Origin of the sequence: Clostridium thermopalmarium DSM 5974, from assembly GCF_002995795.1 — a bacterium.
Classification (GTDB): domain Bacteria; phylum Bacillota; class Clostridia; order Clostridiales; family Clostridiaceae; genus Clostridium_H; species Clostridium_H thermopalmarium.
This window is the reverse complement of the sequence record NZ_PVXN01000019.1, coordinates 31,493-51,042: the sequence shown is the minus strand read 5'-3', so window position 1 is coordinate 51,042 and position 19,550 is coordinate 31,493. Positions and strand designations below refer to the sequence as shown.

20 protein-coding genes and 1 riboswitch are annotated in these 19,550 nt (G+C 30.4%); of the genes, 16 read left to right on the top strand and 4 right to left on the bottom strand.

Annotated elements, in window-relative coordinates; genetic code table 11:
• The first annotated feature begins 248 nt into the window (after nucleotides 1-248).
• The 6 genes from CPAL_RS04830 (at nucleotide 249) to CPAL_RS04805 (ending at nucleotide 8,403) form a co-directional block, all read left to right on the top strand.
• On the top strand, nucleotides 249-1,757 hold the full coding sequence (locus tag CPAL_RS04830) for a DUF1846 domain-containing protein (RefSeq protein ID WP_061858863.1): 1,509 nt from the start codon (nucleotides 249-251) through the stop codon (nucleotides 1,755-1,757).
• A 216-nt stretch (nucleotides 1,758-1,973) separates the two neighbouring features.
• Nucleotides 1,974-2,690 carry a CoA transferase subunit A gene (locus CPAL_RS04825; RefSeq protein WP_061858862.1) on the top strand — a complete coding sequence of 239 codons (717 nt, stop codon included), beginning with the start codon at nucleotides 1,974-1,976 and terminating at the stop codon, nucleotides 2,688-2,690.
• Nucleotides 2,691-2,704: 14 nt separating this feature from the next.
• Entirely contained in the window at nucleotides 2,705-3,358 is a 654-nt protein-coding gene (locus tag CPAL_RS04820) for a 3-oxoacid CoA-transferase subunit B (RefSeq protein WP_106024182.1), read from the top strand.
• A gap of 147 nt (nucleotides 3,359-3,505) precedes the next feature.
• The gene (locus tag CPAL_RS04815; protein WP_061858860.1) at nucleotides 3,506-5,167 is read left to right on the top strand and encodes a ribonuclease J; all 1,662 of its coding nucleotides are present in this window, start codon (nucleotides 3,506-3,508) and stop codon (nucleotides 5,165-5,167) included.
• 433 nt (nucleotides 5,168-5,600) lie between these two features.
• Nucleotides 5,601-7,007 carry a Trk system potassium transporter TrkA gene (gene trkA / locus CPAL_RS04810; RefSeq protein WP_106024181.1) on the top strand — a complete coding sequence of 469 codons (1,407 nt, stop codon included), beginning with the start codon at nucleotides 5,601-5,603 and terminating at the stop codon, nucleotides 7,005-7,007.
• The gene (locus CPAL_RS04805; RefSeq protein ID WP_061858858.1) at nucleotides 6,958-8,403 is read left to right on the top strand and encodes a TrkH family potassium uptake protein; all 1,446 of its coding nucleotides are present in this window, start codon (nucleotides 6,958-6,960) and stop codon (nucleotides 8,401-8,403) included. The genes trkA and CPAL_RS04805 overlap by 50 nt, the downstream gene beginning before the upstream one ends.
• A gap of 32 nt (nucleotides 8,404-8,435) precedes the next feature.
• Here the strand turns inward: CPAL_RS04805 and CPAL_RS04800 are convergent, their stop codons facing one another.
• The 4 genes from CPAL_RS04800 to thiT all read right to left on the bottom strand — a co-directional run bounded on the left by CPAL_RS04800 (nucleotide 8,436) and on the right by thiT (nucleotide 10,979).
• A complete protein-coding gene (locus CPAL_RS04800; protein WP_061858857.1) occupies nucleotides 8,436-9,191 on the bottom strand; it encodes a 3'-5' exonuclease in 756 nt (251 codons plus the stop codon).
• 107 nt (nucleotides 9,192-9,298) lie between these two features.
• Entirely contained in the window at nucleotides 9,299-9,895 is a 597-nt protein-coding gene (locus CPAL_RS04795) for a LysO family transporter (protein WP_061858856.1), read from the bottom strand.
• The gene (locus CPAL_RS04790) at nucleotides 9,892-10,173 is read right to left on the bottom strand and encodes a LysO family transporter (protein ID WP_061858855.1); all 282 of its coding nucleotides are present in this window, start codon (nucleotides 10,171-10,173) and stop codon (nucleotides 9,892-9,894) included. The genes CPAL_RS04795 and CPAL_RS04790 overlap by 4 nt, the downstream gene beginning before the upstream one ends.
• Nucleotides 10,174-10,340: 167 nt before the next feature.
• Nucleotides 10,341-10,979 carry an energy-coupled thiamine transporter ThiT gene (gene thiT / locus CPAL_RS04785; protein ID WP_061858854.1) on the bottom strand — a complete coding sequence of 213 codons (639 nt, stop codon included), beginning with the start codon at nucleotides 10,977-10,979 and terminating at the stop codon, nucleotides 10,341-10,343.
• A gap of 101 nt (nucleotides 10,980-11,080) precedes the next feature.
• Nucleotides 11,081-11,182, bottom strand: a riboswitch (TPP riboswitch).
• Between the two features lie 312 nt (nucleotides 11,183-11,494).
• Here thiT and CPAL_RS04780 point away from each other — a divergent pair.
• The 10 genes from CPAL_RS04780 to ric all read left to right on the top strand — a co-directional run bounded on the left by CPAL_RS04780 (nucleotide 11,495) and on the right by ric (nucleotide 19,520).
• Nucleotides 11,495-12,790 carry a dicarboxylate/amino acid:cation symporter gene (locus tag CPAL_RS04780; protein WP_061858853.1) on the top strand — a complete coding sequence of 432 codons (1,296 nt, stop codon included), beginning with the start codon at nucleotides 11,495-11,497 and terminating at the stop codon, nucleotides 12,788-12,790.
• A 300-nt stretch (nucleotides 12,791-13,090) separates the two neighbouring features.
• Complete coding sequence (locus tag CPAL_RS04775; RefSeq protein ID WP_061858852.1) at nucleotides 13,091-13,579, top strand: helix-turn-helix transcriptional regulator; 489 nt, start codon at nucleotides 13,091-13,093, stop codon at nucleotides 13,577-13,579.
• Nucleotides 13,560-14,642, top strand: a complete 1,083-nt coding sequence (locus CPAL_RS04770) for a DUF2157 domain-containing protein (protein WP_061858851.1) — start codon at nucleotides 13,560-13,562, stop codon at nucleotides 14,640-14,642. Before CPAL_RS04775 ends, CPAL_RS04770 begins: the two co-directional genes overlap by 20 nt.
• A complete protein-coding gene (locus CPAL_RS04765) occupies nucleotides 14,626-15,237 on the top strand; it encodes a GDYXXLXY domain-containing protein (protein WP_106024179.1) in 612 nt (203 codons plus the stop codon). Before CPAL_RS04770 ends, CPAL_RS04765 begins: the two co-directional genes overlap by 17 nt.
• A gap of 26 nt (nucleotides 15,238-15,263) precedes the next feature.
• Nucleotides 15,264-15,596: a divalent cation tolerance protein CutA gene (gene cutA, locus CPAL_RS04760; protein WP_061858849.1), complete on the top strand. Its 333-nt coding sequence runs from the start codon at nucleotides 15,264-15,266 to the stop codon at nucleotides 15,594-15,596.
• Between the two features lie 91 nt (nucleotides 15,597-15,687).
• A complete protein-coding gene (locus CPAL_RS04755) occupies nucleotides 15,688-16,029 on the top strand; it encodes an arsenate reductase family protein (protein WP_061858848.1) in 342 nt (113 codons plus the stop codon).
• An 86-nt stretch (nucleotides 16,030-16,115) separates the two neighbouring features.
• Nucleotides 16,116-16,574: a YbaK/EbsC family protein gene (locus tag CPAL_RS04750; protein ID WP_061858847.1), complete on the top strand. Its 459-nt coding sequence runs from the start codon at nucleotides 16,116-16,118 to the stop codon at nucleotides 16,572-16,574.
• A 27-nt stretch (nucleotides 16,575-16,601) separates the two neighbouring features.
• Nucleotides 16,602-17,312, top strand: coding sequence for a Crp/Fnr family transcriptional regulator (locus CPAL_RS04745; protein WP_061858846.1), 711 nt, complete (start codon nucleotides 16,602-16,604; stop codon nucleotides 17,310-17,312).
• 210 nt (nucleotides 17,313-17,522) lie between these two features.
• On the top strand, nucleotides 17,523-18,752 hold the full coding sequence (locus tag CPAL_RS04740) for an FprA family A-type flavoprotein (protein WP_061858845.1): 1,230 nt from the start codon (nucleotides 17,523-17,525) through the stop codon (nucleotides 18,750-18,752).
• Between the two features lie 69 nt (nucleotides 18,753-18,821).
• On the top strand, nucleotides 18,822-19,520 hold the full coding sequence (gene ric / locus CPAL_RS04735) for an iron-sulfur cluster repair di-iron protein (protein WP_061858844.1): 699 nt from the start codon (nucleotides 18,822-18,824) through the stop codon (nucleotides 19,518-19,520).
• Nucleotides 19,521-19,550 lie beyond the last annotated feature (30 nt).

The window sequence follows — 19,550 nt, the reverse complement described above, 5'->3', positions numbered from 1 at the left end:
AGGGGGAAGGTGTATCTATATACATGGCCTACGGCCTTTTTCCCTTCCAAAATTTCAATAAAATAGAAAAAATCTAATTTCCTATAAAGAAAAAAGCTTTACTGGAAATTAGATGCGAAATCTCTGAAACTAAGAATACATTATTTACTTTAGTTTAAAAATATGCAATAATAAAAAGTCGAAGTTTTTTGTACTTGAAATAATTATTATTAATAAAACAAGATTTTATAGAATGAGGGGTATTACAAATGAAAATAGGATTTGACCATGAAAAATACTTAGAAGAGCAATCAAAGTACATATTAGAAAGAGTTAATAACTATGATAAACTGTATTTAGAATTTGGAGGAAAGTTACTACAGGATTTGCATGCTAAAAGAGTTCTTCCTGGATTTGATGAAAATGCAAAAGTTAAGCTCCTACATAAATTAAGAGAAAAAGCTGAAGTTGTCATTTGTGTGTATGCAGGAGATATTGAGAGAAACAAGATAAGAGGAGACTTTGGAATTACATATGATATGGATGTTTTAAGGCTTATTGATGAATTAAGAGAATATGAACTTGATGTAAATAGTGTTGTAATAACTAGATATGAAGGACAGCCATCTGCAAATGTATTTATAAATAAGCTAGAGCGTAGGGGAATAAAAGTATACATTCATAAGCCAACAAAAGGATATCCAACAGATGTAGATACAATAGTGAGCGATGAAGGATATGGACAAAATCCATATATAGAGACTACAAAACCGATAGTTGTTGTAACAGCTCCAGGACCAGGAAGCGGAAAACTTAGCACATGTCTCAGCCAACTTTATCATGAATATAAAAGAGGAAAAAATGCAGGATATTCAAAGTTTGAAACTTTCCCAGTATGGAATATTCCTTTAAAACATCCTCTAAATATAGCCTATGAAGCTGCCACAGTAGATCTTAAGGATGTAAATATGATAGATTCTTTCCATATGGATGCTTATAATGAAGTTGCTGTAAACTATAATCGTGACCTTGAGTTATTCCCTGTGCTAAAGAAAATAATAGAGAAAATAACAAGAAAGGAATCCATATATAAATCTCCAACAGATATGGGAGTCAATAGAGTAGGTTTTGGAATTATAGATGATGAAGTTGTAAAGGAAGCTTCAAAACAGGAAATAATAAGAAGATATTTTAAGACAATTTGTGAATATAAAAAAGGGTATGTGGATAAAGATGCTTATCAAAGAATAAAGCTTATTATGGAAGAACTTAATTTAAAGCCAGAAGATAGAAAGGTGGTTATTCCTGCAAGAGAATATTCCCATAAGCTAAGACAGGATTCTAGCAAAAATGATGTTTGCCCTGTTGTAGCACTAGAGCTTTTAGATGGAACAATTTTAACTGGTAGAAAATCTGAGTTGATGGAAGGAACAGCTGCTGCAGTGTTAAATGCTATTAAATATTATGCTAATATATCTGATGAAATATATCTCCTTTCTCCAGTTATACTTGAGCCGATTGTAAACTTAAAATCTAAAATTTTAGGAGATAAAAATGTAGCTTTAAATTGCGAAGAAATATTGATTGCCCTTAGTATTTCAGCGGCAACTAATCCAACAGCTCAAGTAGCAATGAAAAAGCTTCCAATGTTAAAAGGATGTCAAGCTCATTCGACTACGATTTTAAATGGAAGTGATGAACAGACATTTAGAAAACTAGGAATAGATGTAACATGTGATGCTGAATATCCTTCAGGAAATCTTTATTATATGTTCTAGAAGCCGCGGAGTTTAGAGAGTTTTAAAATGATTTAAAGTTATAATGGATAAATTTGTTAATATGGATTTGCCAATTAGAATATAATTTTGATAAATATATGTAAAAGTTGAAAATATTCGAGTTTTTATGAAAACATTTAAAAAAAAGTTGGACAAAAATTTAACAATGTATTATAATTAGCTTTAGTAAAGAGTTTATTACTTGGGGGTGTAAGTATGGCTATTATTCAAACTAAGCAAGAAGCTGTAAAAAACATTAAAGATAATACAACAGTTATGATAGGTGGATTCTTTGGAGTTGGTATTCCACTTGAAATGATCAATGAGATTGCAGACAGTGGTGTTAAGGATTTAACTTTAATCGCTGTCGCTGGAGGATATCCAGGGGGAGGAAGAGATTTAGGAAGGCTTACGATAAATAAGCAAATTAAAAAATTTATAGGAACTCATATTGGAACAGACCCAGAGTTTGTAAGACAATATAATGCTGGTGAAGTAGAAGTAGAATTTAATCCAATGGGAACTTGGATTGAAAGAATAAGAGCAGCAGGAGCAGGGCTTGGAGGAATAATTACTCCTACAGGAATTGGAACAGAAGTTGAACAAGGTAGAGAGAAAATAACTATAGATGGAAAAGAATACTTAGTATATCCGCCATTAAGGGCAGATGTAGCAATAATTAAAGGATATAGAGCAGATAAGTATGGAAACATAGAGTATAGAGGAACTGCATTAAATTCAAATCCAGTAATGGCAACAGCGGCAGATTTGGTTATTGCAGAAGTAGATGAAATAGTTGAGGTTGGCGAAATTCCTTATAATAATGTAGGAACTCCTGGAATTTTTGTTGATATTATTGTTCAAGGTAAATCTCTTGAGGAAAGAAAGCAAGATCTAGAGGAACTTTGGGCATCTAAAAACAAATTAAGATAGGGGGTATAGCGATTATGAATAGTAGGGAACTTATCGCAAGAAGAATAGCAAAAGAATTTAAAAGTGGAATGGTAATTAATTTAGGAATTGGTATTCCTACAGCATCAGCTAACTACATACCAGAAGGAGTAGATGTAATACTTCAGACAGAAAATGGAGGACTTAGATTTGGAGAAACTCCTAGAAAAGGAGAGTCAGATCCAGACCTTGGAAACGCAGGTGGAGAGCCAATTACAATGCTAAAAGGTTCAGCAGCTTTTGATTTATCTAATTCTTTTGTAATTATTAGAGGCGGACATGTTGATATGACAGTTTTAGGAGCTTTAGAGGTAGATCAAGAAGGTAATATTGCTAACTGGAAGATACCAGGAAAGTATACTCCAGGAATGGGCGGAGCGATGGACTTATTAGTAGGAGCAAAGAAAGTTATAGTGGCTCTTACTCATACAAATAAAGAAGGACAATCTAAAATTTTAAAGAAATGCACATTACCATTATCTGCAGCAAAAGCTGTTGACTTAATAATCACTGAAAAAGCTGTTATGGAAGTTACTGAAAAAGGATTAGTATTAAAAGAAGTAGCTCCAGGTGTTTCAGTAGAAGATGTTCTTAAAGTTACAGATGCAGATTTAATAGTTCCTGATGATGTAAAGGAAATGGAAATATAAAGTACCAGTGAAAAACTTCGGAAAGAGTGAAAACTCTGTCTGAAGTTTTTTTATTTAGCATTAAGTAGGAATTAAATTCTCGCTTATAAGGCAAAATAAAGTAAATGGAAATAATATAATTTTTAAGAATGAAGGTGAGAATTAAATATGGATAAGGGCAATGTGAAAGTAATTCCTTTAGGGGGGCTTGGGGAAATTGGTAAAAACATAACAGTTATTGAATATGAAGAAGAAATTATTGTAATAGACTGTGGTATATCTTTTCCAGATGAAGATGTGTATGGTGTAGATTTAGTAATTCCTGATATAACCTATCTAATAAATAACAAAGAAAAAGTAAAGGGAATCTTTATAACTCATGGGCATGAGGATCATATAGGTTCACTTCCTTATATATTAAAACAATTAAATGTACCTGTTTATGGAACAAAACTTACTTTAGGAATAATAGAAAATAAATTAAGAGAGCATGGCATACTTTCAGATTGCAAATTGAATGTAGTGTCAGCTGGAGATACAATAAAACTTCAGAATTTAAAGATTGAATTCATAAGAAATACTCACAGCATAGCAGATTCATGCTGTATTGCTGTACACACCCCTGTTGGAACTTTATTACATACTGGAGATTTTAAAGTGGATTATACTCCTATTGACGGGTTAGTAATGGATTTAGAACGTATATCGACCTTAGGAAAAGAGGGAATATTGCTTCTTATGGCTGACAGTACAAATGTAGAACGTCCAGGACATTCTATTTCAGAAAAATCCATAGGCGAAACTCTGACTAGAATATTTTCAAATGCTGAAGGAAGAGTAATTGTAGCAACCTTTGCCTCAAACATTCATAGGATGCAGCAAATAATAGATGCTTCCGTAAAAAATAGGAGAAAGATAGCATTTAGTGGAAGAAGTATGGTAGATATTTCAGAGGTAGCAATGAATTTAGGATATCTTCATATACCAGATGGATATATGATAAACATAGATGAAATAAATAAATATCCTAACGAGCAGATTACAATAATAACCACAGGAAGCCAGGGAGAAGCTATGGCAGGACTTGCTAGAATAGCATTTTCTAATCATAGAAAGATTAAAATTGAGCCTAAGGATTTGGTACTAATCTCTGCATCTCCGATTCCAGGAAATGAAAAACTTATATCAAGAGTAATAAATGAGTTGTTTAGAAAGGGTGCAGAGGTAATATATGATGATTTAGAAGAAGTTCATGTATCAGGTCATGCGTATCAAGAAGAAATAAAGTTAATTCATACTTTAGCTAGGCCAAAATTTTTTATGCCTGTTCATGGAGAATACAGACATTTAAAGCATCATGCTGATTTAGCGGTTAAATTGGGAATGAATAGAAAGAATGTATTTATTTTAGAAACAGGTCAGGTCTTAGAGCTATCAGATAATGAAGTTAAGATAGCAGGAAGAGTTCCTACTGGAGCTGTATATGTTGATGGACTTGGAGTTGGGGATGTAGGAACTATAGTTCTTAGAGATAGAAAGCATTTAGCTGAGGATGGTATGCTGGCTATAGTTGTTACATTAGAGAGAGAATCTTATAGTGTAATAGCAGGTCCTGATGTAATAACAAGAGGTTTTATATATGCAAAAGAGTCAGAGGAATTAATTGAAGAAGTAAAGAATATTGTAAAAAAAGAGCTGAACAAATCATTAGATAATAGAATTATTGAATGGTATGTTTTGAAGTCTAATATGAAAAAGGCTGTGGAAAAATTTTTGTTTGAAAAAACAAAGAGAAGACCTATCATTCTTCCGATTATTATGGAAATTTAAAATAAATAGCTCTATTATTGGCATCAATAGTAGAGCTAATATACCAAAAGAAAGGGTAAGGAAAAAATATAAAAATTAATAGGATTATGGTGTTTTCTGAAGTTACAGTCGAATCTTTTTCGAAAACAAACATAATTTATTGCAATAGGTTGATTTTTGAAGAAATATTTAAGAATTTAAAGGTAATGGCAAATAAAGTGGTAAATAAAACAGTATAAACACGTAAAAGTTCTCGATTTTTGTAGATGATTAATGTATATTAGTGCTTAGGAAACTAGGTGTGTGATAAATCTTTATATTTATATAGAGTTGTTTATCTTTATTATAAAGGTTTATCATGTATCTAATAATAAAATTTATATGAAATAACTTAAAAAATATATGTTTAATTATGCTATTAGTAGTTAGCTACTTAATTAAATAGGAGGCTATTATGAAAATAATAATTATTGGAGCAGGGAAAGTAGGCTACAATTTAGCAGAAAGCTTAGAGAAGGAAGGAAACGATGTAACAATCATTGATAAAAATCCAGCTGCGCTAAAGAGAGCCGAAGAAAATTTAGATGTAATGTGCATAAGAGGAAATGGTATTAGCACTAGTACTCTGTTAGAAGCAGGAGTGAGAGGAACAGATTTACTTATTGCAGTTACTAATAGTGATGAAGTAAATATAGTGTGTTGCCTTACTGCAAAGAAATTAAAAGCTGCTCATACTATTGCAAGGATTAGAGACACAGAATATGCAAGAGAGCTTTCTTTATTAAAAGAAGAACTTGGCCTTGAAATGGTTATAAACCCTGAGATGGCAGCTGCTGATGAGATTGCACAGCGGGTTAACTTTTCTTCTGCAGTAAATGTGGAGAATTTCTCTAAAGGTATGGTAAAAATGGTTGAATTTAAGATTACTAGAGATATGCCTATTGTGGGCCAAGCTTTAGAGAATATATTGAGTAAATTTAAGTTTCGTATATTAGTTGGAATAGTTGTAAGAGGAGAAGAAGTTATAGTACCAAATGGAAAGTTTGTAATAGAAGAAAATGATAGAATTCATGTAATTGGAAAATATTCAAGTATTTATAACTTTAGTAAAATGGCAGGAGTTTTGCCACAAAAACTAAAAAATATTATGATACTTGGTGGAGGAAGAATTGCCTACTATCTTGCAAGTATGCTTTTAGATATGGGAGTAAATGTAAAAATAATTGAAATAGATAAAGAAAGATGTGTAGCTCTTTCAGAGCTTTTACCAAGAGCACTTATTATTAATGCTGATGGAACAGATGAAGAACTTCTATTATCTGAGAATATAAAAGATATGGATGGATTTATTGCGGTAACAGGCATGGATGAAGAAAATCTTTTATCCTCCTTGGTAGCTAAACAAAATGGAGTAAAAAAAGTTATTACTAAAATAAGCAGAACAAACTATTCACATATTGTTAATAGTTTAGGGCTTGATAATGTAATAATTCCTAAGGTTATAGTTGCAAATCAGATTTTAAAGTATGTAAGAGGAAATAATATAGAATCCTTATATAGAATAGTTGATGGAAAGGTTGAAATATTAGAATTTATTGCAAATCGTGAAAATAAGATCTTAAATATACCATTGAAAAAAATAAAGTTTAAAAAAGATGTTATTGTTGCAACAATAGTCAGAAAAAAGAAAATTATAATTCCTCATGGTGATGATACCATTCAGGAAGAAGATAGAGTTATCGTTATATCTAAGGATAAGAATATAAATAAATTAGAAGATTTAATATCTAGCTCAAATGGAGGAAAACACAATGAACTATGGGATGGTATTAAAAAGCTTGGGGAGATTATTAATATGTGAGGGTTTGGTAATGATCCCCTCTTTCATAGTAGCCTTAATATATAATGGAGGAAATGATGAAAGAGCTTTTTTAATTACAATTGCAATATTGTTTATAGTTGGATTGCTAGCTGCTAGAATTAAGCCTAAAAGAAGAAATATTTATGCTAGAGATGGCTTTGCTATTGTAGCTATTGGATGGCTTCTTGCTGCATTTTTTGGTGCTTTTCCTTTTGTAATAAGTGGAGCTGTTCCATCTTTTGTAGATGCATTTTTTGAAACAACATCAGGCATTACAACTACTGGATCTAGTATATTGAAAGATGTTGAAAGTCTGCCTCAAGGAATTCTATTTTGGAGAAGCTTTACTCATTGGATTGGAGGTATGGGAGTACTTGTTATGACATTGGCTATACTACCATCTGCAAAAGCAGGCACTCTTCAAATAATGAAAGCGGAAAGTCCAGGACCCAATCCAGGAAAATTAGTACCCAAGGTAGGGCAAACAGCTAAGATTTTATATGGTATATATGGAATAATTACAATTATAGAAGTTATACTGCTTAAAGTAGCTGGTATGCCGTTGTTTGATTCATTAATTCATACATTTGGAACAGTTGGCACAGGGGGATTCTCTAGTAAGGGATTAAGTGTTGGAGCTTATAATAATATATATGTTGAGATTATTATTACAATTTTTACGTTTGCATGTGGAGTGAACTTTTCACTGTATTATCAAGCTATTAAAGGAAATATAAAAGAGATTTTTAAAGATGAGGAATTTAGGTTTTATCTTGGAATTGTTTTAGTGTCTATTGCACTTATAACTTTAAATATTCATGAAAACATTTTTAAAACAATAGGTGAGTCTTTAAGATATTCTGCATTTCAAGTGGTTACTATTACAACAACAACAGGGTATTCCACTACGGATTTTAATTTATGGCCAACATTTAGTAAAATGATTTTATTAAGTCTTATGTTTGTTGGAGGATGTGCAGGATCTACGTCAGGAGGAATTAAAAATATTAGAATAATACTGCTTTTTAAGGTTATAAAAAGAGAAATTTTAAAAGTTGTTCATCCTAAAGCAGTATATACTATAAAGGTTGGAGGAAAATCTATAGATGAAGAAACTTTAATGAGTATAGGAGGATTTTTTTTCATATATTTCATTATATTTATTATTAGTATTTTTATAGTTTCACTAGATGGGTTTGATATGATAACTTCAACTTCAGCTGTGGCAGCAACTCTAGGAAATATAGGACCAGGTTTTGGAATGGTAGGACCTATGGGGAATTTTTCAGATTTTTCTATTTTAAGTAAGATAGTAATGTCTCTAGATATGATAATTGGAAGACTTGAAATTTATCCAATATTACTACTTATAATGCCAACCTTCTGGAGAAAATAAAAGTATCTAAGGAGATTTATCCTTAGATACTTTTATTTATTTTGAAATTGGTTTGTCTTACCCATAATATAGGCTAATTTAATCATGGACTTTTCTTCTTCGGAGATTTCTCTATTAAATATTTTTTCAAACTGATTGATTAGACTATCATAGTCTACAGTCTGTTTTCTTTTATTGAGCTTATTATCTTTTTTATTTTTATAAAAGGTGCATATTTTAGGTTTAATATTTTTGCTATATATTTTTTTAAATACTTCTGCTGTATAAGTAGCATCTGCAAGAGCGTTATGAAAATCCTCTTTAAAAGGAATATTCAGCAAGGCAACTGCAGCACCTAGACCTATGCTAAAACCTTTTTTACGCTTAAGATATTTAGATGCATAACTTTGAAGATCTATATACTCATTTGGAACTTTAGAAATATCTAGTTTATAGTAGAGTATATTTCTAAATAACTCCCTAATATCTGCCATGCCCCAAGTGCATAAAATGCTTCTGTCACCATTTAAAAATTCCATGAATTCTTCATATATAATTTCAAAAGGTTTTGCTTTATTAAGCTTTTCTATAGTAAGCCCTGTAAGCTCAGCTATAAGAGGATGAAGGGTAGTATATATACTAGGTTTTATAAGTCTGTCCAAAGTAGAAATAGTGTTCAAATTTTTATCTAATTTAACAGCTCCGAGCTGAATTATTTCAAAAGGACAGTCTTTGTTTATTGCACTTTTATCACCTTTTACAGGGCTATATCCTTGGTTGAATTCTAAATCAAATACTATATAATTCATTATAAATATCCCCTAAGTTTAAGTTTCACTATTATTATACCACCAAATTTAAGGGGTAAACATATTTAATAAGATTAGATGACTTTTAGTATTTTAAAATATAGATATTAGAAGCTATAGAAAAAACTTATAAGCACTGGAACAAGAGAACTTAGTATTGCTCCATTTAAAAATGATATCATAGTTATATTAGGAGATGTAACCTCGGATATAAGAGGAAGAGTAGTATCCATAGAAGTGGCACCAGCTGGAGCTATAACAGTATAATGATTTAATCTAGATGCAATAACAGGAATGAGCATTACTGCAATAAGTTCTCTAAAGATATTTGTAAGAAAAGCTATAGTTCCAATATTAACTCCATCTAGATTTGATAACATCACTCCAGATAAACTATACCACCCAAAACCAGAGGCTATAGATAAGCCAGATTTCATTGGAATATGATAAATTAAGGAAGTTATAATGCCTCCAGTAAAACTTCCTAAGATTATACACAATGGAATTAGCAATACCCTAAAACCAGTATTTTTTAAATCTTTTAGGATAGATTTATTAGATCCCACATCAATTCCAACAGATAAAATTAAAATATTTAGAGCAATGGTACTGAAAATTTCCATATTATTTGCAATACTTTCAGGGACTATAAGATATCCAGAGAGCATCCCAGTTATAACTGCTATAAGTATAATGAGTGTCACTTAGAATCACTCTCCTTCATAAACTTATTAGTTACTATAAATACTAAAATAATACTAAATAAAGAAGTCAAAATGGCAAAGGTGATAGATACAGCGCCTATATTTTTTAAGTTTTTAATTACAGATTTATTTGCGCCAGCAGATACTCCCATAGAAAAAAGCAAAAATATTACTCCAAATTGCTGAATTTTATTATTAATTTTCTTTTGCTTATGAGATAATTTGAAGAAATATCCTATAGCTGCACCTACTGATAAAGATAGAAGAATTGTCCACATAAGATTTCTTCCTTTCGTAAAATTATAACCTACTTAATTATACTATCAAATTGTTTATTAAAATATCAAGTGAAATAATAGGTGGCAACTATAGGACGCTATTAGAATCTTTCCTAAATGCAAATCCGATACGTAATGTTTAACATTGAATGATGCTAGATTTTCTTCTAGTGAGCAAAGTTTTTGTTTCCTCTATTTAAGATTGCCCTTAGATTTTTTACTGGCAGTAATGACATTATAGCAATGGCAACTCCACCTTCCACCAAGATAAATAGACCATTTACTGTAAACGAATATATAAATGGGGACATTCCTTTAGGAGCAAAGCTTCCAAAGAAGACCCATCCGGAAATGAAGTGACATAAAAATCTTCCAAAGATGGCCACAACGGAACCTAGCACTTTTCTCTCTGGGAAGTATCCAGCTAGTCCTAAAGCTATAAATGGTAATGGATAATCAAATAAAACTTGAACAGGATGCAAAATATATGGGTCAAGAGAAAGAGTAATAAGTCCATATAGGAATCCTGTTAAAAAACCTATTTCAGGGCCATAGAAAAAAGCAACTAATAATATTGGTACCATGCTTCCAGCAGTAATGCTTCCACCTTGAGGTAAGTGATATATTCTAAATACCTTAAGTACTGTGGCTAACCCTAAAGATACGCCAATAATAGCTATAATTCTTGAATTAAGTTTAATTTTTCTAGTCTTTATTAGCACTCCTATTATAATTAATAAACCTATAAGTGCAATAATTGAAGTTGGATTTTTGATTAGAGTTAAAATATTTTCTTTTAATGACATAAAAATAACCTCCTTTAAATTTGTGCTAAGGAAGTTGCAGTAGGATTATAATCCTTATAATCAAAAAAGCCGTAATGTAGGATTACGGCTAGTAGATTACAAGTACTATGTAACTGCTTTCCTACGCTGGCATTATCCAGATCAGGTTAGAGGGTTAATGAATAAATTCATCTCTCAGCCCAAAGGCACCCCTAGCACATATATTTTATTTTATGATTTCATTCTAGCATTAGCATATAGATATTGCAAGACTTAAGTAAAATAATTAATACCAAATTTTAAAATTATAGGAAGAAACGATAGTTTATAAATGATGCAAGATATATATGTATATTAATACGTACAACTTGGTATTACGAATAAGTTGTTTGAAAATTATTCGAGCTTAAATATAATATGCAAGAATTAAAAAAAATAATTCATTTTTATTGAAGAATATGCTTTAAATTGATATAATATTAGTAAGATATGAATGTTAATTTTATATAAATTCATATGAAAGGGTGAGATGAATAATGAATAATAGAAAACTATCATTAGCTGCAAAGATTGTAATAGCATTAGTAGCTGGAGTAATGTTTGGAATAATTGCAAATTTATTTTTTTCAACGGGAATAAATGAAGGAATAAGCAAGTGGATATTATCCCCTCTTGGAGATATGTTTTTAAGAGCGATAAAGATGCTAGTTGTACCTCTCGTATTGTGCTCTCTAATATGTGGAGTTGCTAGCATTGGAGATATAAAAAAATTAGGAAGAGTGGGAGTAAAAACTATAATATATTATGTTTTTACTACAGCTTTAGCTATATCTTTAGCAATGGCAGTTGCTAATGTGATAAAGCCGGGAATAGGAACTAATTTAAGTATACAAACAGCCGAAAAAGTTGAAACCGCAACTCCACCTTTTATTATGGATATGTTTGTGAATATGATTCCAACTAATCCAATTGAAGCTATGGTAAAAGGAGATATGCTTCAAATAATAGTTTTTGCTATATTATTTGGAATGTGCATAACATTAATTGGTAAAAAAGGCGAAACATTATTAGATATGATATCTCAAATAAATGAAGTGCTTTTAAAAATGATAACTGTTATTATGCTTACTGCGCCTGTTGGAGTTTTTGCGTTGATATCAAAAGTTATAATGTTCCAAGGAATAGGAGCATTACTGCCTCTTTTAAAATATTTCATGACAGTTATACTATCATTAATTTTACAAGCTTTAATAGTGTATGGAACTGCACTTAAAGTACTTGGAGGACTTAATCCTATAAAGTTTTTCAAAAAGTTCTGGCCTGTTATGCTTGTAGCTTTTAGTACTTCAAGTAGTAATGCTACAATTCCTGTAAGCCTTGAAACTTGTGAAGAAAAACTTGGTGCATCTAGATCTGTAGCAAGTTTTACTATACCATTGGGTGCTACTATTAATATGGATGGTACTGCTATAATGCAGGGAGTTGCGACTATATTTATATCTCAATTAGTAGGAGTAAATCTTACAATACATGAGATGTTAATGGTAGTATTAACAGCTACTTTAGCTTCAATTGGAACAGCAGGAGTTCCTGGAGCAGGTATTGTAATGCTTTCAATGGTTCTTCAACAAGTTGGACTTCCAGTAGAAGGAATAGCATTGATATTGAGTGTAGATAGATTACTTGATATGTTAAGAACTGCTGTTAATGTAACAGGAGATGCAGCAGCCACTATAATAATGTCAAATTCTGAAAAAGAATTAAATTTAGATATATATAATAGCGACATAGATTTAGAAAAAGAGCTAAATGCAGAGGAAAGCGCGATTTAAGAAAAATGCACATTATTTTTATCAAGTAGAGTAGTGTTGAACAAGTATTAGAAACTCTTTATTTCTGACTTAAAAATACCATAATAATCTTCTATTATCTGAGCGATAGTGAGAAGGTTTTAGGGTGGATAGTCAGAAATATTAGAGTTTTTTTTGCATAGTGAAGTTTTTATGAATATAATACAAAATCATCCGTCCATTAAATTATTTTTATATAGTTGCAGAATATATAAAAATAGTGTAAAATTACACTAAACATATAAAAATTACATATACTATTAAGAGGATAGAGGTGAAAAGATGGGGATTTCAACTCGAGAAGAGTTAATAAGTATAGTATCAAAAAAGTTCAGGCTTATAAGAAGCGAGTATAATTTTTCCCAGGATAAAATGGCAGAGATTTTGGGAATTTCAAAGAAGACTTTAATTCAAATAGAAAAGGAAAGAACTGAAGCTTCTTGGACATTGGTTTTAGCAGTATGTGGTCTTTTTAGAGAAAGTGAGATATTAAAAATGGTTATAGGAGAAGATCCTATAGAGCTTGTAGAGACCATAGTATTTAAAAATATGGACACTCCTAAGAATTTAACAGGTGGTGGAAAGGTATTTTGGAGGGATATTGAAGTTGATGGAAAATTTAAGGTTCAGAAAAATATAATAAGTTCTCACTATAGAATAATAGATGGAAATAACAGAAGATGGTATAGTTCTTTTGACAAAGAATATATATTAAAGAAGTTTTATGAACTTTTAAAAGGAGGGGAAGATAGTGAAGAAGAAACTGAGTAAAGCTTATTATAAGTTTCTTTTAGAAGAATTAAATAGTCAAAAAGATAGAGGAATAATTACTAAGCAGCAGTTAGATGATATGATGACATTCTATGAGGAAGAGGAGAATATCAATTTTATAAAAACATTAGTTACTGTAGGGGCTGTGTTGATTGGACTTGGAGTTTTGACTTTTGTAGCAAGTAACTGGATATACATTAGTAAAATATTTAAGGTGATAATTATTGAATCTGTAGTAGGTTTTTCTATATTTGCATCCTTTAAGTTAGAAAAGGAATATTATAAAACCTCAAGAGCATTATTATATCTCAGTGTTTTAGCTTATGGAGCAGGGATTTTTTTAATGGGGCAAACCTTTAATTATGGTGGAGAATTTACGGGAGCATTTTTATTATGGTCCATAGGTGCTTTGGCTGTAAGCCTTATATTAAAGGAAGAAATTATTTTTATATTTTCCCATTTTTTATTTCTCATATATATAAATAGCAGTTTTGATGATAATATAATTATTTTGGCTTCAGTTATTACAGCTGTCTTTTATGCAGGTAATAAATACTTCAATTACTCTAAAGTTATAACTTTTTTCAATAATTTAATAGTTTTAAATCTCGTTTTATATTTTTTTAACTATATAGACTTAGATAATTTATATATAGCGCTAATATTCTTTTTATTAGGATTATTAATGTACTATATAAAACATAAGTTGAATTTGGATATATTTAAGCTTCAAGGACTTATTGTATCAGGCATAAGTGGATTATTTTTAACCTCAAAGCATCTTTGGGAAAATCTAAGCTTTATAAACAATGGAAATTTTGTATCTATTAGTTTTGCAGTGATCTTATTACTCTACCTTCTCATATTAGTGAAAAAAGGAATGCTAATTCCTCTCATATTTATCTGCGCTTTAATTTTAAGATACTATTTTGACACTCTATATGATTTTATGCCAAAATCTTTATTCTTTGTTATAGGTGGAGTTATCCTATTAGGATTCGGATATTATTTTGAGAAGCTTAGAAAGAAGCCAGGAGGTATTTTAAATGAAAAAGATAGTTAAAAAGAGAGGGTTTAAATATTTGATGTCATTTTTAATTCCATTTTTTATACTGCTTTCTATGACAATAAGACCTTTAATGACAAATATATTTGGAGAAGAAATACTCATAAAAACAAAACCTTTTGACCCGAGAGATGTATTTAGAGGCGATTATGTGCGGCTTGATTATGAAATTAGTGAAGTACCTTTAGAGAAACTAGAAAATGAGATACTAGCTATGAAAAATGGAAATGGATATGAAGATTTTAAAGGACTAAAAAAGAAAGAGCTGTATGTGATATTGAAAGAATATAATGATTTTTATATGGTTGATAAGGTTACTTTACAAAAGCCAAATGGTGGAGTATTTCTTAAAGGTAAATATAAATATCCTATTTATAAAGAGTTGGATAAGGAAGAACTTCAGAAAAAAGAAAATGGCATTCATAAAATAGAAGTGAAAGGAATTAGAATAGATTATGCCCTGGACAAATATTTTGTACCTGAAAACACAGGAAAAAATTTGGAAGATACTGTGATAAAAGGAAAAATTTTAGCAAAGATAAAAGTATATAATGGATACTCTTTGCTAAAAGAGATTTTACCTATAGAATAGATATTTAGAGGGGAGAGGTAAGTAACATGGATTTTCAATTATTTAAAGTGGAAACTTTTATACCAGAAGAATATGTAAATGAGCTGCGTTTTGAACTTAATAAAGTAGGTGCGCTTACAGTAGATGAAAAATATGATAATTGTATGTCCACATCTCGTGTTAAGGGGTCTTGGAGACCGCTAGAGGGCACAAATCCCTATTTAGGTGAAGTGGGGGAGATCTGTGAGGCCGAAGAAATAAAAGTAGAATTTACTTGTAAAAAAGAAGTAATTAGGAAAGCTATAGAAGTAATTAAAGAAGTACATCCTTATGAGGTACCAGTTATAAATGTGATTCCAGTGATGACAAATTATTTCTAGTGGATGGGTGGATTACTGCCTGTATCAATAACTAAAGGAATTAGTGAAGAAGCAATAGCAAAGATATTAAAATGATTAAGGAGAAGATAAAATGAACATTCAAATTTATGGAGTTAAAAAATGTTTTGATACGAAAAAGGCTGAACGATACTTTAAGGAAAGAAGAATAAGTTATCAATTCATTGATTTAAATATAAAGGGGTTAAGTAAAAGAGAGCTAGAAAGTGTAAAGTCAGCAGTAGGGAGCTTAAGTAATTTAATAAACAAAGAATCAAAAGAGTACGAAAAATCAAATCTTAAGAATATTAGAAATGACAGCGTTAAGGAAGAAATTTTGTTAAGTAATCCAAAGCTCTACAAAACTCCTATAGTTAGAAATGGAAAACAAGCAACCGTAGGATATAAGCCAGATGTTTGGAAAGAATGGGAGTAGAAATAAATTGTTAAGTGTTGCATTTTTTGTGTTTTGTAATATAATAAAGTTATTTTACAAAAACATAAAAATGGGGGGCAATATTTATGAGTTTAGAAAGTGTAAAAAAACAATTTAGGGAAGAAAACTTAGGACTTGAAATCATGGAAATGGAGCAGAGCACAGCTACAGTCGAGCTGGCTGCTAGAGCTATAGGGGTAGAAATGGGGCAGATTGCAAAAACCATGGCTTTAGCTTTAAAGGATAGGAATATTCTTATAGTATCAAAAGGAGATGCAAAGATAGATAATAGAAAGTATAAGGATTATTTTAAGACTAAAGCTAAAATGTTAAGCAGCGAAGAAGTATTTGAAATAACAGGTCATCCTGTAGGAGGAGTATGTCCTTTTGGACTTAAAAATCCTCTCCATATATATTTGGATAAGTCGCTTAAACAGTATGATCATGTATATCCAGCAGCAGGAGCTCCAAATGCAGCAGTGAAGATTTCAATAGATGAATTGCAAAATATAACTAAAGGAACTTGGATTGATGTATGTAAATAAGAACATATTCTATGGAAGGGGAAATTTATGCAAGAGTGCGGCTGCGGCAGATGCCACCATAACATTTGTGCAAGTAAAGTGCCTATATTTTCAGCTCTTTCACAAGAAGAATTAAAAAAAATTGTTGCTATGACAGGACATAAAAGTTATAAGAAGGGAGAAGCTCTTTGCCATGAAGGTGAAGAGTCTGATACTCTATTTATTATAAATGAGGGAAAAGTTAAGCTATCAAAGATAACTAAAGATGGAAAAGAGCAAATAATGCATATATTAAGCGATGGAGATTTTTTTGGAGAGTTAAACCTATTTAGTGAAAGTGCAACTTATAACTTTGATGCTTATGCTATATCTAATGTGAAGATTTGTACTTTAACTCAAAATGATATGAAAAAAATAATAATGAGCAATCCTGAAATTTCCTTAAAAATACTTAAGGAAGTTACAAGGAGACTGACAGAAATAGAAAATTTAGCACAAAATCTTGCAACTAACGATGCGGAAGTTAGAATTGCCAATATGTTAGTGGAATTTAGTGAAAAATATGGAGTTAAAGATAAAGAAGGAATAAAAATAAATCTTCCTGTAAATAGAGAAGAAATGGCAAATTACTGTGGAGTAACGAGAGAAACTATCAGTAGAAAGCTTAAAAAATTTGAGGGATTAAAGCTTATAGAATTGATAGGAAATAAGATAATTATAATAAAGAATAAAGATGCTTTAAGTAAATATGTAGACTAGATAATTAGAGTAAAATAGCAGAAGAAAGCCTTCTACCTCTGTAACTTACAGAGGTAGAAGGCTTTTATATTTTATATATCAAGGCTCAGCTAAATTTATATCAAGAATTTAATATAATTTTTTTAAACTTTGATTTGAATCATATTTTTTTGGTATAAATCCCTATAAAATAAGGGCATAGAAAAGAGAGAATTTAGGGAGGAATTAATAATGGAAAGCAGAGTTATGTTAAATGAAAATATATATTGGATAGGAAAGATTGATGATAGAGATGTACCTTTTCATAGATTAACTTTAACTAAAGGAACTACTTATAACAGTTATTTATTAATGGCTGAGAAGCCAACAGTTATTGATACTGTGGATATAAGTTTTGGAAGAGAATTTATAGAAAATCTAAAGTCTTTAATCGATTTAGATAGAATTGAATATATAGTTATAAATCACACAGAGCCAGATCATTCAGGTGGACTTGGAGCCTTAGCTGCAAGAGCAAAAAAAGCAATTATCGTATGTACAGAACCTGCTGTGAATGAGTTAAAGGAAATGTACAAGCTACACGATAGAAAATTTCTAGTAGTTAAGGATGGAGATACATTAGACATAGGAGGAAAGACTCTAAGATTTATAGAAACACCGTATCTTCATACTGAAGAAACTATGGTAACCTATTGTGAAGAAGATAAAATTTTATTTCCATGTGATATATTCAGCACTCACGCAGCTAATTATAAATATTTTAATGATTTAGCTGAAGAAGATATTACAGAGGATTTTATAACCTATTACAAATTAATAATGCATCCTCATAGAAGATATGTTCGAGAAATGATAGGAAAAATTAAAGATTTAGAAATAGATATGATAGCTCCATCCCATGGATTTATTATAAGACAAGATGTTAATAAATTCATAGAAATATATGATGAAATGAGCAAAAATACGGATAAAGACAAGAAAGCAGTAATTGTATACTCTGCTATGGGAGGAAATACAAGAAAGATAGCTGAAATACTTCAACAGGGTTTTGAAGAAAGCGGTATAAATGTTGAAGTTATGAATATAAAAAAGTTTTCTAAGGAAGAAGTATTAGAAAAAATTAAAGAAGCAGATGCTGTACTTTTTGGAAGCTCCACAAGATATGGAGATATGATTGGAAAACTTGAAGATATATTAAAAGAACTTAAAAATATGAATTTAGAAGGAAAAGTAGCAGCAGCTTTTGGATCTTATGGATGGAGTGGAGAAGCTATTGAAGTGATTCAGGACTATATAAATACAACAACCATGAAGGCATTAAATACATCAGAGATAATTAAATCTACAGGAATGACTGATATACACTTCCCATTAAGAATAAGATTTTCACCCAAAGAAGAAGATATAAAAAAGATAAAAAGAGCAGCTATATTTACTTCAGAACTTATTCTAGCACCATAAACATTAACTTGATTATGCTACTTTAGCACTCTAAGTTTTAATTTATTTCATAATAGGAGGTATTTAATAATGGAAAAATTAATAAATTTAAATCAAAAACTTGGAGAGATAGTTTCAATATTTCCGGATTCAAGTGAGATATTTAATAGACATAAAATAGATTACTGCTGTGGCGGACATGATACTTTAAAAGAAGCGTTAGAAGAAAAAGGCTTAGACAGCAATAAAATTATAGAAGAACTTAATAATGAGTACAATAAGTTCATAAATTCAAATACAGAATACAAAGATTGGAGAAAGGAAAAAGCTTCAGATTTAATTAAGCATATATTAAGAAATCATCATGATTATACAAAAAAAGAGCTTAGAGAAATAGATATGCTTATGTTTAAAATTTTAAAGGTACATTTTAAGCATCATAAAGAGGAACTTTTAAAAGTACACAGGCTTTTTGGAACTTTAAAGATGGAATTAGAAGAGCATTTTGTAAAAGAAGAGGAAGAATTATTCCCGCTTATAATTGAATTTGAAGAAACAAATAAAAAAGAGCTTTTAGAACAAATACACAATTTTATTAAAGATACGGAAAATGAACATGATGATGCAGGGGATATATTAAAGGAAATGGAGAAAGTTACAAGAGATTTTAAAGCTCCAGAAGGTGCTTGCACAACCTATAAGCTTGTATATGATAAACTTCATAACTTAGAGAAGGACTTATTTATTCATATTTATTTAGAAAATAGCGTTTTATTTAAAATGTTTTAGACAGGAGGAATAGAAATGGAAAATAAAAAT

Excerpts from the sequence above, each read along its gene's own strand:
- CPAL_RS04830 (WP_061858863.1), top strand. The coding sequence starts at position 249 with ATGAAAATAGGATTTGACCATGAAAAATACTTAGAAGAGCAATCAAAG.
- CPAL_RS04825 (WP_061858862.1), top strand. The coding sequence starts at position 1,974 with ATGGCTATTATTCAAACTAAGCAAGAAGCTGTAAAAAACATTAAAGAT.
- CPAL_RS04820 (WP_106024182.1), top strand. The coding sequence starts at position 2,705 with ATGAATAGTAGGGAACTTATCGCAAGAAGAATAGCAAAAGAATTTAAA.
- CPAL_RS04815 (WP_061858860.1), top strand. The coding sequence starts at position 3,506 with ATGGATAAGGGCAATGTGAAAGTAATTCCTTTAGGGGGGCTTGGGGAA.
- trkA (WP_106024181.1), top strand. The coding sequence starts at position 5,601 with ATGAAAATAATAATTATTGGAGCAGGGAAAGTAGGCTACAATTTAGCA.
- CPAL_RS04805 (WP_061858858.1), top strand. The coding sequence starts at position 6,958 with ATGAACTATGGGATGGTATTAAAAAGCTTGGGGAGATTATTAATATGT.
- CPAL_RS04800 (WP_061858857.1), bottom strand. The coding sequence starts at position 9,191 with ATGAATTATATAGTATTTGATTTAGAATTCAACCAAGGATATAGCCCT.
- CPAL_RS04790 (WP_061858855.1), bottom strand. The coding sequence starts at position 10,173 with ATGTGGACAATTCTTCTATCTTTATCAGTAGGTGCAGCTATAGGATAT.
- thiT (WP_061858854.1), bottom strand. The coding sequence starts at position 10,979 with ATGTCATTAAAAGAAAATATTTTAACTCTAATCAAAAATCCAACTTCA.
- CPAL_RS04780 (WP_061858853.1), top strand. The coding sequence starts at position 11,495 with ATGAATAATAGAAAACTATCATTAGCTGCAAAGATTGTAATAGCATTA.
- CPAL_RS04775 (WP_061858852.1), top strand. The coding sequence starts at position 13,091 with ATGGGGATTTCAACTCGAGAAGAGTTAATAAGTATAGTATCAAAAAAG.
- CPAL_RS04765 (WP_106024179.1), top strand. The coding sequence starts at position 14,626 with ATGAAAAAGATAGTTAAAAAGAGAGGGTTTAAATATTTGATGTCATTT.
- cutA (WP_061858849.1), top strand. The coding sequence starts at position 15,264 with ATGGATTTTCAATTATTTAAAGTGGAAACTTTTATACCAGAAGAATAT.
- CPAL_RS04755 (WP_061858848.1), top strand. The coding sequence starts at position 15,688 with ATGAACATTCAAATTTATGGAGTTAAAAAATGTTTTGATACGAAAAAG.
- CPAL_RS04750 (WP_061858847.1), top strand. The coding sequence starts at position 16,116 with ATGAGTTTAGAAAGTGTAAAAAAACAATTTAGGGAAGAAAACTTAGGA.
- CPAL_RS04745 (WP_061858846.1), top strand. The coding sequence starts at position 16,602 with ATGCAAGAGTGCGGCTGCGGCAGATGCCACCATAACATTTGTGCAAGT.
- CPAL_RS04740 (WP_061858845.1), top strand. The coding sequence starts at position 17,523 with ATGGAAAGCAGAGTTATGTTAAATGAAAATATATATTGGATAGGAAAG.
- ric (WP_061858844.1), top strand. The coding sequence starts at position 18,822 with ATGGAAAAATTAATAAATTTAAATCAAAAACTTGGAGAGATAGTTTCA.